General features: G+C 52.7%; 17 protein-coding genes. 7 read left to right on the top strand and 10 right to left on the bottom strand.

Features of this window, described 5'->3' with window-relative positions:
* The first annotated feature begins 150 nt into the window (after positions 1-150).
* Positions 151-501 carry a hypothetical protein gene (locus F3I62_RS19130; RefSeq protein WP_160491241.1) on the top strand — a complete coding sequence of 117 codons (351 nt, stop codon included), beginning with the start codon at positions 151-153 and terminating at the stop codon, positions 499-501.
* Positions 502-697: 196 nt separating this feature from the next.
* Here the strand turns inward: F3I62_RS19130 and F3I62_RS19125 are convergent, their stop codons facing one another.
* Positions 698-1,099, bottom strand: coding sequence for a hypothetical protein (locus F3I62_RS19125; RefSeq protein WP_160491240.1), 402 nt, complete (start codon positions 1,097-1,099; stop codon positions 698-700).
* A gap of 99 nt (positions 1,100-1,198) precedes the next feature.
* Between F3I62_RS19125 and F3I62_RS19120 the strand changes: the two genes are divergently transcribed.
* The 4 genes from F3I62_RS19120 to F3I62_RS19105 all read left to right on the top strand — a co-directional run bounded on the left by F3I62_RS19120 (position 1,199) and on the right by F3I62_RS19105 (position 4,725).
* The gene (locus tag F3I62_RS19120) at positions 1,199-2,035 is read left to right on the top strand and encodes a hypothetical protein (RefSeq protein WP_160491239.1); all 837 of its coding nucleotides are present in this window, start codon (positions 1,199-1,201) and stop codon (positions 2,033-2,035) included.
* The gene (locus F3I62_RS19115) at positions 2,032-2,376 is read left to right on the top strand and encodes a hypothetical protein (RefSeq protein WP_160491238.1); all 345 of its coding nucleotides are present in this window, start codon (positions 2,032-2,034) and stop codon (positions 2,374-2,376) included. The genes F3I62_RS19120 and F3I62_RS19115 overlap by 4 nt, the downstream gene beginning before the upstream one ends.
* 733 nt (positions 2,377-3,109) lie before the next feature.
* On the top strand, positions 3,110-3,952 hold the full coding sequence (locus F3I62_RS19110; RefSeq protein WP_160491237.1) for a ParA family protein: 843 nt from the start codon (positions 3,110-3,112) through the stop codon (positions 3,950-3,952).
* Between the two features lie 113 nt (positions 3,953-4,065).
* Positions 4,066-4,725, top strand: a complete 660-nt coding sequence (locus F3I62_RS19105) for a hypothetical protein (protein ID WP_160491236.1) — start codon at positions 4,066-4,068, stop codon at positions 4,723-4,725.
* A 22-nt stretch (positions 4,726-4,747) separates the two neighbouring features.
* On the opposite strand, the gene F3I62_RS19100 is transcribed toward F3I62_RS19105, so the two are convergent.
* From F3I62_RS19100 to F3I62_RS19090, 4 genes are all read right to left on the bottom strand, one after another.
* Positions 4,748-5,182 (bottom strand): hypothetical protein, encoded by a 435-nt coding sequence (locus F3I62_RS19100; RefSeq protein WP_160491235.1) that lies wholly within the window; start codon positions 5,180-5,182, stop codon positions 4,748-4,750.
* Complete coding sequence (locus F3I62_RS20195; RefSeq protein WP_178122535.1) at positions 5,179-5,541, bottom strand: hypothetical protein; 363 nt, start codon at positions 5,539-5,541, stop codon at positions 5,179-5,181. The genes F3I62_RS19100 and F3I62_RS20195 overlap by 4 nt, the downstream gene beginning before the upstream one ends.
* Before the next feature lie 103 nt (positions 5,542-5,644).
* A complete protein-coding gene (locus F3I62_RS19095; protein ID WP_160491234.1) occupies positions 5,645-6,037 on the bottom strand; it encodes a hypothetical protein in 393 nt (130 codons plus the stop codon).
* Positions 6,038-6,257: 220 nt separating this feature from the next.
* On the bottom strand, positions 6,258-7,217 hold the full coding sequence (locus F3I62_RS19090) for an SH3 domain-containing protein (protein WP_160491233.1): 960 nt from the start codon (positions 7,215-7,217) through the stop codon (positions 6,258-6,260).
* Between the two features lie 136 nt (positions 7,218-7,353).
* Between F3I62_RS19090 and F3I62_RS19085 the strand changes: the two genes are divergently transcribed.
* Positions 7,354-7,875 carry a hypothetical protein gene (locus F3I62_RS19085; protein WP_160491232.1) on the top strand — a complete coding sequence of 174 codons (522 nt, stop codon included), beginning with the start codon at positions 7,354-7,356 and terminating at the stop codon, positions 7,873-7,875.
* 1 nt (position 7,876) lies between these two features.
* Here F3I62_RS19085 and F3I62_RS19080 read toward each other — a convergent pair whose 3' ends face one another.
* A complete protein-coding gene (locus F3I62_RS19080) occupies positions 7,877-8,113 on the bottom strand; it encodes a hypothetical protein (RefSeq protein WP_160491231.1) in 237 nt (78 codons plus the stop codon).
* A gap of 314 nt (positions 8,114-8,427) precedes the next feature.
* On the opposite strand from F3I62_RS19080, the gene F3I62_RS19075 reads away from it, so the two are divergent.
* Positions 8,428-8,838 carry a hypothetical protein gene (locus F3I62_RS19075; protein WP_160491230.1) on the top strand — a complete coding sequence of 137 codons (411 nt, stop codon included), beginning with the start codon at positions 8,428-8,430 and terminating at the stop codon, positions 8,836-8,838.
* Positions 8,839-8,903: 65 nt separating this feature from the next.
* Here F3I62_RS19075 and F3I62_RS19070 read toward each other — a convergent pair whose 3' ends face one another.
* The 4 genes from F3I62_RS19070 to F3I62_RS20190 form a co-directional block, all read right to left on the bottom strand.
* The gene (locus F3I62_RS19070; RefSeq protein WP_160491229.1) at positions 8,904-9,341 is read right to left on the bottom strand and encodes a hypothetical protein; all 438 of its coding nucleotides are present in this window, start codon (positions 9,339-9,341) and stop codon (positions 8,904-8,906) included.
* Positions 9,316-10,074 carry an EAL domain-containing protein gene (locus tag F3I62_RS19065; RefSeq protein ID WP_160491228.1) on the bottom strand — a complete coding sequence of 253 codons (759 nt, stop codon included), beginning with the start codon at positions 10,072-10,074 and terminating at the stop codon, positions 9,316-9,318. The genes F3I62_RS19070 and F3I62_RS19065 overlap by 26 nt, the downstream gene beginning before the upstream one ends.
* A 5-nt stretch (positions 10,075-10,079) precedes the next feature.
* Positions 10,080-10,220, bottom strand: coding sequence for a hypothetical protein (locus F3I62_RS19060; protein ID WP_160491227.1), 141 nt, complete (start codon positions 10,218-10,220; stop codon positions 10,080-10,082).
* A 105-nt stretch (positions 10,221-10,325) separates the two neighbouring features.
* The coding region (locus F3I62_RS20190; RefSeq protein WP_178122537.1) for a hypothetical protein at positions 10,326-10,624 on the bottom strand (299 nt) is incomplete at its 5' end.

Below are 10,624 nucleotides of genomic sequence, written 5' to 3'. Positions count from 1 at the left end.
GTGTTTGTGAGCAAACACAACGCAGGGTGGGACGGACAGACGGCGGGGCGGGGGTCTGTGCTTACCGAACAACCAAAGGATGTCGCACTCTTCGAGTGCTCCGCTTTATCCTTTGGTTTTCATCCACTCACCTGCGGCTGAACAATCAAAATGCCAATAAAGAAGAAATCAGGATTCACCAAGAATGCGGGGAAACTGATGAGCATGGCGAGCCGATCAGCGAGTGAAGGTCGGTATCAAGAAGCGCTGGAGGCCTACCAGGAAGTCACCAGGTGGTGCCTGATAAGGCATGCGGATTCGGTATTGGTCGAAGTCAGCAGTGAAGATGCTGAGCTGCATGAGCTCGCCTACCAGATCCATGTCGTGACGCTGGATGACGACATGGTGACCCTGAAGAAAAGGCTGTACGGGATTCACCAGGAGAAGGTCTCTGGCAACTTCGAGGTCGCCTGCATGGACGCCGGTCGAGTTGCCGAGCAGGCTCTGCACATTTCGGCGTGAGCGGCTGTGCTTGAAAGATGGTCAAGCCGCTACGGAGCTTCGCTCCTTCGCGAAGAGTAGCGACCTCCCATGCTTTGCTCAGGGGCTGGTGCTGCCCCTGGCGCGGTGAGGCAGCACCTGGCGCTTCGCTGTGCCAGTCGGTGCGTACCTTGCCCAAAGATCAAGAGCAAGGTTGGGCAGGCGAAGAACCATGCTTCTAGAAAGGCGTAGACGCCACGGCTTCCTGGTAACGCTGAGCAATCTCTTCAAGCTGGTCTGGTGCCGCCTTCAGCAGGCCCAGGATGACCTCCTTGGTTTGAGCGTCAGGGGCGATGTCGTCGATGGTCAGCACTCGGCTCATGGAGATGTCCCGTGCCTTTGCCAGGCGGCGAATAGCGACATCCTCGGCAGAATCTGCCGGGTAGGGGCTGGCGATCTGGAGTCCGTCATCCCAAGCGGATAAGTCCTGCCGCCAGCTTTGCGGGATCTCCAGGGGGCTCCCCTTCGAGGCGAAGACCAGCAAGGTCTTTTTCTTGAACGCCATGGCGAGCCTTTTTGCGACGCCTTCGCTGTCCAGCTCGATGGCGATGAATGCGGTGGCAGCTTGGTGATTGGTCATGTAGATTCTCCTTTACCAGTGGGTGAAATATATGTATATTTCACTTAGAGGTCAAGTTATATTCTGTATTGACCGCGCTTATCGTTATGGTTTCTGCCTATGCAATGTTCTGATTCTGAGTGCCAGGCCCAGCTGGTTGCTTTTCCAGATGGGTGCCTGAGCGAGACCGATTACGTCAGCGGTGAGAGTCAGCGCTTCATGGTCGTTGATCGCTTCGGGTATCGCTTTTACGTCCCCGAGTCCTCCGTTACTGGCTCCTTTCTGATTGACGGTGCCCGCCTGAAGAAAGAGCTCCTTGAGTGCGAGGACTGGCTGTTTGTCGAGCGATTCCTGGAGCCCTGCTCGCCAGGTTACCCGCTGGGCCTTGATGGCTGCATAGATCCCGATGAGAGCATCTATGGCGGTTCGTTTCCCGGTTTCTGTGAGGTCGACTTTCACGAGCACTGGATCAGAATTATCCAGAACCCGGAAACGGATCACCCCTTTGGCGAGGTTCGCGTTTCCATTGCGTTTCCGCAGTCGGGAGATGTCCCGGAAACGGTTCTGAATGTCCGTTTCTGCGCTGTCGCGCCCTTCGTATCCATCTTCTTCCACGAGATACACCCTGACGCCAGGATCAGAAGCCTGATCGGCGGGATCACGGGGAGTCGTCGCCTGAAGGATGCCTTGCAGTCGATCAGCGCCTACGTTTCCAGCATGGGAACCGGGCTGGAACTGGAGCGGTTCCGTGTTTCCCTCAACGGAAACAAGTCTGATGCCCTAACGTACCTCACGCTCAATGGTGCTCTTGATGGTTTCTCGTCAGATCTTCACCTGATCGAATCCATCGAGGCTTGTGAGTCGGCTGAAGCCTATTCAGCACTGCTCGGCTCCCTTCATCGAGACGGATTCATCAGCAACCTCAGAAAGTCACTGGAGCTAGACCTCGACTTATGACCAGGAAGATTCGCATCAACGAGGGCGTGCACATCACCAAGCATTGTCCTCCTCGGGTAGTGGTCACCACCGACCATGAACCCATCGAGAGCGAAATTCGCTATACCGTGAAGGGTGGCTCTGCCTTTACCTCTGGCTACACCTCCGGTGCCTCAATTGAGTTCGTCATGCCCATAGAGGCGCTGTTTCTGCTGAGCGCTGGAAGTCCGCTTTGGATTGGCAATCTCGGTGGTAGTGAGGATGCCTTTGAAGCCAGAGAGATCAGGTTTCGCCATGTATTGACCGGCCTTCTCAAGGGAGCCCTGTCAAAAGTTGGGCGTTTTTTGGCAATTAGTCGATAATTGCCAAATTGTTGTCTTGGGTATGTATGTTTGTAGTTAGGGCTGTGGTATAAGGCTCCTTACATTTGCGCGTATTTGGTGCCGAAGGTGTCTAGAACAGATGTTCGCGGAGTCGTCCAGCGAAACGCCTGGGCTGGCTTGAGCAGCATTCCCTTTGGATTATTCAACTGTGACGGCTGGATGCAGCATGCCGTTCGGTTGTCAGATCAGATTGCCTCGATATCGCGCCCAGGGGCCTCTCTCCGGCTGATTAGCATCAGGCCAGGTCATTGGGCGGGTTCCGGCGCAAACGTAAACCTGCGGGGCTCCTGCGTTGACCGTAGGGTGGAAGCATCAGGGGCCATCTCCCTCTTCCACAAACGCTGCTCGGTTACATGCCTGGTTTGCGGCATGAGTGGCTTCAAGGTTCCAGGGCATGGCGCCTACTGCTCGAAGCATGCTCCAAGGCACCTTTTGCTGGAATTCCTTTCTGACGCCAGGAAGCTCAGACGTTTGCGCCGGGCATGGTTGGCCAGGTGTGGAATAAGGGACTTGGGGTGGCATGTCAGGATCGGCCCTATGCGCCTACCTGTGATGTTCTTTGAGGACTCTGAAGTGATTTGCGTTGATGATGCTACGCCTGGAGCAAGGGCTGAGCTCTTTGAAGCGCTGATTGAGGCTGGCGGCACTCCGATGGAGATCGGTGGGCGGCGATTGTTTGAACTGAATTCGAAGGTAGTCAGGCTAACAACCCATGAGCAAAAAGCCCAAAGTCATTGCCGTCTCCTCTATCAAGGGTGGGGTTGGGAAAACCTTTATTTCCGTCAATCTGGCTTACGGGCTTGCGCGCCTTGGCAAGACGCTTCTCATTGACCTCGATCCTCAAGCCTCATCGTCAAGACGCTATGCGGATGTCGTTGGCAATTGCGACATTGAAGGGAGTATGGCGATCTTTGAGCGCCGGTCTCCTCGCCTTGACTTCACTCAGGCCGTTATCGGCATCAATCAAGAACCTGTCGAGAACCTCTATATCTGCCCTTCTCGCGAAGAGCTGAAGCTCTCTGCCATTGCTGCTCAGAGCCATGGCATGCCCTCTCACTTCCTGGATCGAGCACTGAAGCGCAACTCTCACGACTTTGACTATATCGTCGTGGATACTCCAGGATTTGAAAGTATTTTTATGTCCAATGCGTTAGCAGCTGCTGACGTTATTGTTGTTCCCGTTGACACCGACTTTGATGCTATTGATCGAGCAACTTATACACTTGAAAAGGCCAGTGAGTTTTTTAATGGATCTGGTAAACAGCCAGAAATAATTATCTCTCTGAATAATTATTACCCAAACAATAAAGACGGCCTGCGTGATTTTGATTTCATGTTTAACGCCGCACTTGAGAATGAATATGAGCGCTCTCTGTACGGCAACTTTAAGCGTGTAGATATCAAACGCACCGAATCAGCCAAGAAAGCTCACGGTCGTGAAATGCTCCCCGTGTTCCTGCGTCGGCCTTCTGAATCAAGGCCGACCATCGAGTGTTTCAACGAGTTGATTGCTGCTGTGGCGGGCGTTCCTCTTTCGGATGTAAGCAAGGCATGACGCCGCCCGGCCTGTTGTCTGGCCGGTCAAGTAACATGAGATACTTGCAAAATATACAATTTTGACCTAGTATCACTGTGACATATCACATATACACACCGAGGTAATCCAAGATGGGTGCTGCCAAAGCAAAAACGGCCCCAGGTGGGTCTTTAGCTCTCGCCGCAAGAGGCTTAGGTTCTCGCGGAAAAAATCAGCTCGCCAATCAAGAAGAAGCCCCAGCTCAAAAGAAAACATCGTCTCGCAAGACTTCTTCTAAGTCGGGTTTTCTCCATATAGAAGATCCTCATTACAGCGAAGCTCAGAAGCAGGAATATTTAGACGGCCCGGTATATAGCACTTCTGCTCGCACTACTCCGACCGATAAGTTCTTTCTGATTCCTGCTCTTGTGCTGAAGGATCGTCTCGATCCGAAACTTTCTTCGCTCGATGGTCGTTCGCTTCTCAAGCTGTCCCTGTTCATCATGAATGGCATTGATGAAGACTACCTGGCTCGCGCTATTGCCTACTCCAATAGCCTGCCCGATGTTAAGGGCAAGCCGGCCTCCATCGTCTTCCGCGAGCGCTTCCGCGAGGACTTTGTGGGTGATGAGCTGCGTGAGCGCCTGTGCTCTGTGTCTGGCGCCAGGTCTATTGGTTACTCCAAGATCTTCCGTTATGCGATGTGCCTCATCGGCATCCTTTCTGACGATGAGATCCTGGATGATGTCCTGCGCGAAGCCATCGACTTACAACAAAGCTTCGGAATGGATCTCCTGACGAAGGAGAAATAAAAAAGGGGCCTTTCGGCCCCTTTTACTTATCGTCGTCATCGAGTTGGCTTTCTAGCCACTTGGCTACGGAAGTGACTCCGAAAACTTGTCGCCACTCGAAGTATTTCTCCGGGACGCTGATGTTCTTACCGGAACCAGTGATTTCGATAACTTCGCCAGTGTGTGGGTTTTTGACGACCTGGACGAACTTGGTGCCAGGAACCTTGCCGGGCTTTTTGAGCTCCGCGTCGGTAACGATCTCAAACTCAATCGGCTTGCCGTCATCAGTCTTGATCAGGTGGCGAATGGGCAGCAGGATCTCATTGATCTCCTCGATGCACTTCTTGGCCATCTCTTGAACTTTGACCTTGGCCTTGAGTTTGGGGTCGGCCTCGGCCTTGCGCTCGACTTCATACCCTTTCTCGGCGGCAGCGACCATCTTCTGAATGGCGCTGATATGGACGACTTTCTCTTTCATTGCAGCCACCCCATTACCACGTCTTTGCCGTATTGGGCTTTCCATTCCTTCAGTTTCTTGGTGTTGTGCCCTGAAGTGGTCAGCACCTCACCCGTGAACGGGTTCGCGAAGGTCATTGTTTCGCCATTGCGTGGCTTCTTGTTCGGCTTCATACGGATGTGGATTTTTTGCTTTTCCTCACCCGCTTTTTTCAGGATCTTGTCGCTTTCCTTGTTGAAGCGCATCGCGATTTCAAGGCATCTGCCTACCGCTTCAATGACAGCGGGATTTTCAGCTTGCTCAATAGCTAGCTCGGCCTCTTCGGTTAGCTTTACCAGCTCCCGAAATGCCTCATCTTCTGTATCTCGCTTTTCACTCATGATTTCTAATCCATTTGACGAAGATAGTATATTCCATTATACATCTGGCCTTTATTGGGTCAAGAAAAAAGGGCCCGAAGGCCCTTGTTCTCTAGCGCTGGTGTTACTTCTGAACCCAGCCCTCAACTACGTCCTTGCCGTACTCTTTGATCCACTCCAGAACCAGGCCCTTGGCCTTTTTGCAGACCACCTCTTCCTTGGTGTACGGGTTCACGTAGCGCTTTTCTTCGCGCGGCTGGCGGGTGCCAGTGGCGCGCTTACTGTCCTCGACTTTGCTGAACAGGGAGTTGCAGGCCGATTTCACCGGGGACGGGCCGAAGACCTCAATGGTTGCCGCCATGAAATCAGCGCAGCTGATGTCGCCAGCCATTTCCTTCAGCTTGACGATGAAAGCCTGAGTGGCTTTAACATCTTCATCTTCTTTCAGCGTATCGAGCTCTTTCAGAGCCGCCGCCAGCTTTTGCTCCAGGTTCTTGTATTCTTGGTATTTCGACATCGGGTAGATCCTTCTTTTTCGTTAAGGTAAATGGAATATACATCCATTTTTTACTCTGTAAATAGCCTTTTAATATTTTTATCTGAAATTTATTGGGTAATAATTTCAGATTATTGGATGACTGATTTCACAAAAATAAATCTATGAGAATTGTCGCTCATAAATTAGCCAGCAATAAAAAAAGGCGCCAGTGGCGCCTTTTCTTTTTGACCGGATTTGATCAGAGAACGATCTCTTCGAATCCGCTGCCGGTCTGGCAGTGAGTGCTTTTATCCGATTCGCTCTTGCCACCTGCGGTTACCGAGACGCTGATCTCTTTGCAGGTGGTGGATGCCTGGACGTTTTCAGCAACCACGTTTTCAGCCACAACGATTTCGGGTTGGGTGATCTGCTGGGCCTGCGGCTTTTGCGCTTCAGCAACCACGATTTCTTTTTGCACCTGCGCGACCGGCTTGCCGGTTTGCACCGCTACGGCCTCTGCCTGCGTCACAGCGAAGGCTTTGGTCTCGGGCTTGGTGACGTCGACTACTTCGAAGTCGGACTTCACAGCGGCCTTCGTAGCCCCCTTCTCGGCGACCAGGCTGTTGTGGATGTAACCCACGTTCACGCCCTTGCGACCGACCAGAATCCATTCGCCGGTCTTGCCGATGGCATTGAACTCGGTGCCCTGAGTCATGCCGCCGACTTTCTCAGCGGTCTTGCTCGGCGCTGCGCGCACGTTCGAGCTCGACGCTGTGGTGACGTAGGGCTTGCCCAGGAGCTCCAGATCCTTCGGCGGCGCCTGGACGGTTGCTACGCGCTTAACCTGAACCGGCTTGGTCTGGGTGTATTGCTTGGTGGTTTCCAGGGTGGCGGTCGCACCGCTGTGGCCAGAGTTCCAGTCGAACTTCGTGCCGGGGGCTGCGCTGGCCAGCACCATCTCTTTCTTCTGCGCCAGGGCCAGCTGATCGCGCTCATCGAGCATGCTGCCGATCTTGTTGCCCAGCAGACCGCCGACAGCGGCACAGCCGGCAGTAGCCAGCAGGCGAGTCATGTTGGAGCTGTTCTTGGTCAGCAGGTTGCAGGCAACACCACCAATGCCAGCACCTACCAGGGTGCCAGTCTGGGCTTTGTTGGCGCAGCCGGTGGACAGGATCAGGGCGGATGCCACGAATGCGGCCAGTGCTTTTTGCTTGAACATCAGGGGTACTCCCGTATTGATTACAACTGCAAATATACATTGGAAAATACGCCTGTCAACTCCGTATTTTTCTCTGAGGGTCGGCACCCTTGCAGCCCTCCTGTATGCTTGCCCCATCAAGGACAGGAGCCAAGCCATGAATGAGACGACCCCGCTGCCCTACCGTGTTGTGTCGAGTGAGGAGAACCCGCTCTACCGTCACTTCGGCAGCCTCTGCATTCCCTACGAGAATTACGTCCTGCACTTCATGCGCGTGCATGCTGGCGAGGTTTATCAGGGTGGGGTGTATGAGTTCAGGCTCTATCCGAATGGCGCCCTGGTGATGGCCCTGCCAGATCCGGAGACGAAGATCACGTACCAGTCGGACGGTGGCATGTGCGACATCGAGATCTCGCTTGAATGCCTGTCCTATGTTGCTGCGGCTTACTTCTGGAGCGCTGTTAGCAATCAGGCCTTTGAGCGGGAAGATGATCGAACCAATGAGTTTGCTTACGATCACTTTCACGCGACACGAGATGCGGTTTCAGGTCTTTTCAGGTTTGTAATGCTTGAAGATATCGGCACTCGGGAGCCGACTGAAGAAGAGTTGGCCAGCGCCAATAACTTTATTGATCACCCGCATCCAGAATCCCAACAATTCTATGCGTGCATTGATTAATTCAGTTATCGTATTCGCCAAGAACCCATTGCCGGTAAGCTTTTTTAGGATTGGTGGCGAAATCCTTCACCGCCATGGCTGGTATTATTGTAGTGCCAAATATTGCACCGATGATAGCAACCTGGAAGTTAAATCTTCCGAATTTAGGGTCATTCTCAAAATAGCAAATAAGAAATATACAGATAAACGCAACCAGCCACGCGATGAGCGCATACATCAGAAAGGTTACAGTGCTCATTTTATTCTCCCGTTGTTTATATATTAATTATTTACTCTTGTGTGACCGTGGTCAATATTTACACTAAGCTATCTTTTGTTATAGTTATTTCATGCGCCTAGCTACTTTTCTCAATAAATAGTTGCCGCCAAATAAGATCATTGCAATAATGTAATTGTCTTGGGTGGCTCCCAGGACACCTCGCGATGAGCCCTCTTGGAGAAATCCAAGGGGGTTTTCTTTTGCCTGACCGAATATAACCAAAATTCGATAATTCGTAAGTTTCCAAGATGCATAGTTTCGCTTATCATTAACATACAAGAAGAGGGTATATTATGAAAAAGCAAACTCCACACTTGGTTGCAGCAATGTTTATCAGGGACTGCCTGGAAAAGGGGCTTTCGCCAGTTCCTGAATCTAGGAAGGTTAGCTTTTCCAGTCGGGCTATCACTACTCGTGTTCGCCACATCATTAAGAAGTGGGAAGATCGCCGTAACTATGTTGATAGCCTGGATGAAGCAAGCAGGGCCAGCAGGAAAGCCTTTATCGACAATCTTCCGGTTATTTCTGGTATTGCGTTTGAACGCTGCCTTGTAGGCTCTCCAGCTCGCATCGGCTATCGCTTGTATTGTCCTGAGACCCTGTACCTGCTGATGGATATTCAGGACAACGATATTCCTGATGAATACAGGCGAAATGAGTCATCTAAAGAGCAATATGCAGCTTTCTGGTCGATGGTTGCTTGAGGTCAATGTAGGGAAAGGCACGCATTGATGGGGATTTTGGGGCTCAATGCGTGTTTTTCTGGTCGTTAGCGAAACTCATCCCTTGTTTTCCTTAGCCTCTCTACTGCGGCCAATCCTTTGCCACCCTCCCCCATATCTGCCTCCAGGACGATTCTGCGTGCCTGTGGCGACAGCTCCTCGATCACCCCAGCATGCAGCACGCCAGCCTCACACAGCGCCATCAGCGCGTAGTGATCACGCACCTCTGACGCCTCTCTGTGATCGATTTTCTGGATGCGCTCGACCATCATGAGATTGACCTTTTCGTCGAACAAAAAGCCATGCTGCTTAACGCTTTCTTCGTCGACAACCAGGTTGATGATGCTGGCCAGGTCTCGATCACCGACAGCGCAGTGACCGAGCTTGAAGTTCGCCTTGATCAGTCGCTCCAGGTACTGTCGGCTGTAGATGGCCTCAATGGCTGAAACCCATTTCTTCTCAACCCAAATTGATTGCAGCTTCAAGGGTCAGCTCCTGAGCGGGTTTTAGAACGTGCGCGTAATTCGCACTGTGATCGATGCCTTCAGTGGCTTTGGCGAAGAGCCAGCCCTGGCCGTGTGTCACGCCCAGTGACTTCAGCCACACCAGCTGGCCCAGGTCGTCGATGTGCTCTGCGACCACCATCAATCCTGACTTGCCAGCGAAGCGGCAGGCCTGCCTGATCATTTCTTCTGACTGCGCGATGCGCTGCTTGGTGATTTCGCCCGGCAGCTTGATGAAATCGAGCCCCAGTGCCGTGGCCGTGGCCAGCGAAGAGTGGCCGGTGTAGAGATCATCAAGACCCACGGTGCAGCCCAATGCCTGTGCCTCACCGACAAAGCGGGCCGCTTTGATCATGCAGTTGATGGGCATGCTTTCCGTGATCTCGAAGCCGATCTTGACGTGCTCTGGCTTCTTGCTGAGCAGTGCCATAGCTCGGTCGAAGAAGACCGGATCACACACGTTCAGTCCCGACAGATTCACCGAGATGAGCACTGGCGCTTCGTGTGACTCACCCTTTGCAATCGCCTTGTTGATCGACCAGAGATCGAACCGGCGAATGAGCCCTGAGCGCTCCATCTCCTGAGTGACCTTGTCTGCGGGACGCCCGGTCTTCGGACGCATCAGCGCCTCGCAGGCGCCAATCCGCATTGTTTTCAGATCGACGATTGGTTGGTAGTGCTGCTCTACCCATCCATCAAAAAGCCCGATCTCCATGCTTACTACTCCTCGCCAAGCATCGAGCTCAGCATCTGATTCATCCGCTCCAGGAACGCCTCAAACTCGGCGTCTCCCAGCTCTTCACTGCTGAATCCGTGCAGGGGGTCGTCGGTGCCCGGTAGGGTCTCGTCGCCATTGCTCATGCTGGAATCCATCTTCATAAGATACAGCAGCAATATATCAAATATACATAGATGGTCAAGCGGATTGCAGAAAAGCAAAAGCCCCGCAGTGCGGGGCTTTGGTGGTTAGTTGGATGCCTGTCTTAGCCGTTCATCCTCTTCGTCTCCTGGCTCATTGCTAGCGCCCTCTGGCTCATCAGCAACCGCTTCGATGAACTCGCCCTGCCTCATCCGATCATCATGGATGTTGATGAATGTGACCTGGGGATTCATCACCTCAATCGTCCGGATGACGTCCGAGATGACTTGGCCAATCTTCTCCAGATCCTCTTGAGTCGGCGGCGTCACTGGGTCAACTGGCGGGTCTACTGGATCAACCGGATCAACCGGGTCTACTGGGTCGACAGGATCGACAGGATCAACCG

It is taken from the genome of Pseudomonas sp. R-28-1W-6, assembly GCF_009799925.1.
Taxonomy (GTDB): Bacteria; Pseudomonadota; Gammaproteobacteria; order Pseudomonadales; family Pseudomonadaceae; genus Aquipseudomonas.
The sequence above is the reverse complement of the archived record's forward strand: the minus strand, read 5'-3'. Positions and strand labels throughout refer to the sequence as shown.

Coding starts and splice junctions, on each gene's coding strand:
- F3I62_RS19130 (WP_160491241.1), top strand. CDS start 151: ATGCCAATAAAGAAGAAATCAGGATTCACCAAGAATGCGGGGAAACTG.
- F3I62_RS19125 (WP_160491240.1), bottom strand. CDS start 1,099: ATGACCAATCACCAAGCTGCCACCGCATTCATCGCCATCGAGCTGGAC.
- F3I62_RS19120 (WP_160491239.1), top strand. CDS start 1,199: ATGCAATGTTCTGATTCTGAGTGCCAGGCCCAGCTGGTTGCTTTTCCA.
- F3I62_RS19115 (WP_160491238.1), top strand. CDS start 2,032: ATGACCAGGAAGATTCGCATCAACGAGGGCGTGCACATCACCAAGCAT.
- F3I62_RS19110 (WP_160491237.1), top strand. CDS start 3,110: ATGAGCAAAAAGCCCAAAGTCATTGCCGTCTCCTCTATCAAGGGTGGG.
- F3I62_RS19105 (WP_160491236.1), top strand. CDS start 4,066: ATGGGTGCTGCCAAAGCAAAAACGGCCCCAGGTGGGTCTTTAGCTCTC.
- F3I62_RS19100 (WP_160491235.1), bottom strand. CDS start 5,182: ATGAAAGAGAAAGTCGTCCATATCAGCGCCATTCAGAAGATGGTCGCT.
- F3I62_RS20195 (WP_178122535.1), bottom strand. CDS start 5,541: ATGAGTGAAAAGCGAGATACAGAAGATGAGGCATTTCGGGAGCTGGTA.
- F3I62_RS19095 (WP_160491234.1), bottom strand. CDS start 6,037: ATGTCGAAATACCAAGAATACAAGAACCTGGAGCAAAAGCTGGCGGCG.
- F3I62_RS19090 (WP_160491233.1), bottom strand. CDS start 7,217: ATGTTCAAGCAAAAAGCACTGGCCGCATTCGTGGCATCCGCCCTGATC.
- F3I62_RS19085 (WP_160491232.1), top strand. CDS start 7,354: ATGAATGAGACGACCCCGCTGCCCTACCGTGTTGTGTCGAGTGAGGAG.
- F3I62_RS19080 (WP_160491231.1), bottom strand. CDS start 8,113: ATGAGCACTGTAACCTTTCTGATGTATGCGCTCATCGCGTGGCTGGTT.
- F3I62_RS19075 (WP_160491230.1), top strand. CDS start 8,428: ATGAAAAAGCAAACTCCACACTTGGTTGCAGCAATGTTTATCAGGGAC.
- F3I62_RS19065 (WP_160491228.1), bottom strand. CDS start 10,074: ATGGAGATCGGGCTTTTTGATGGATGGGTAGAGCAGCACTACCAACCA.
- F3I62_RS19060 (WP_160491227.1), bottom strand. CDS start 10,220: ATGAGCAATGGCGACGAGACCCTACCGGGCACCGACGACCCCCTGCAC.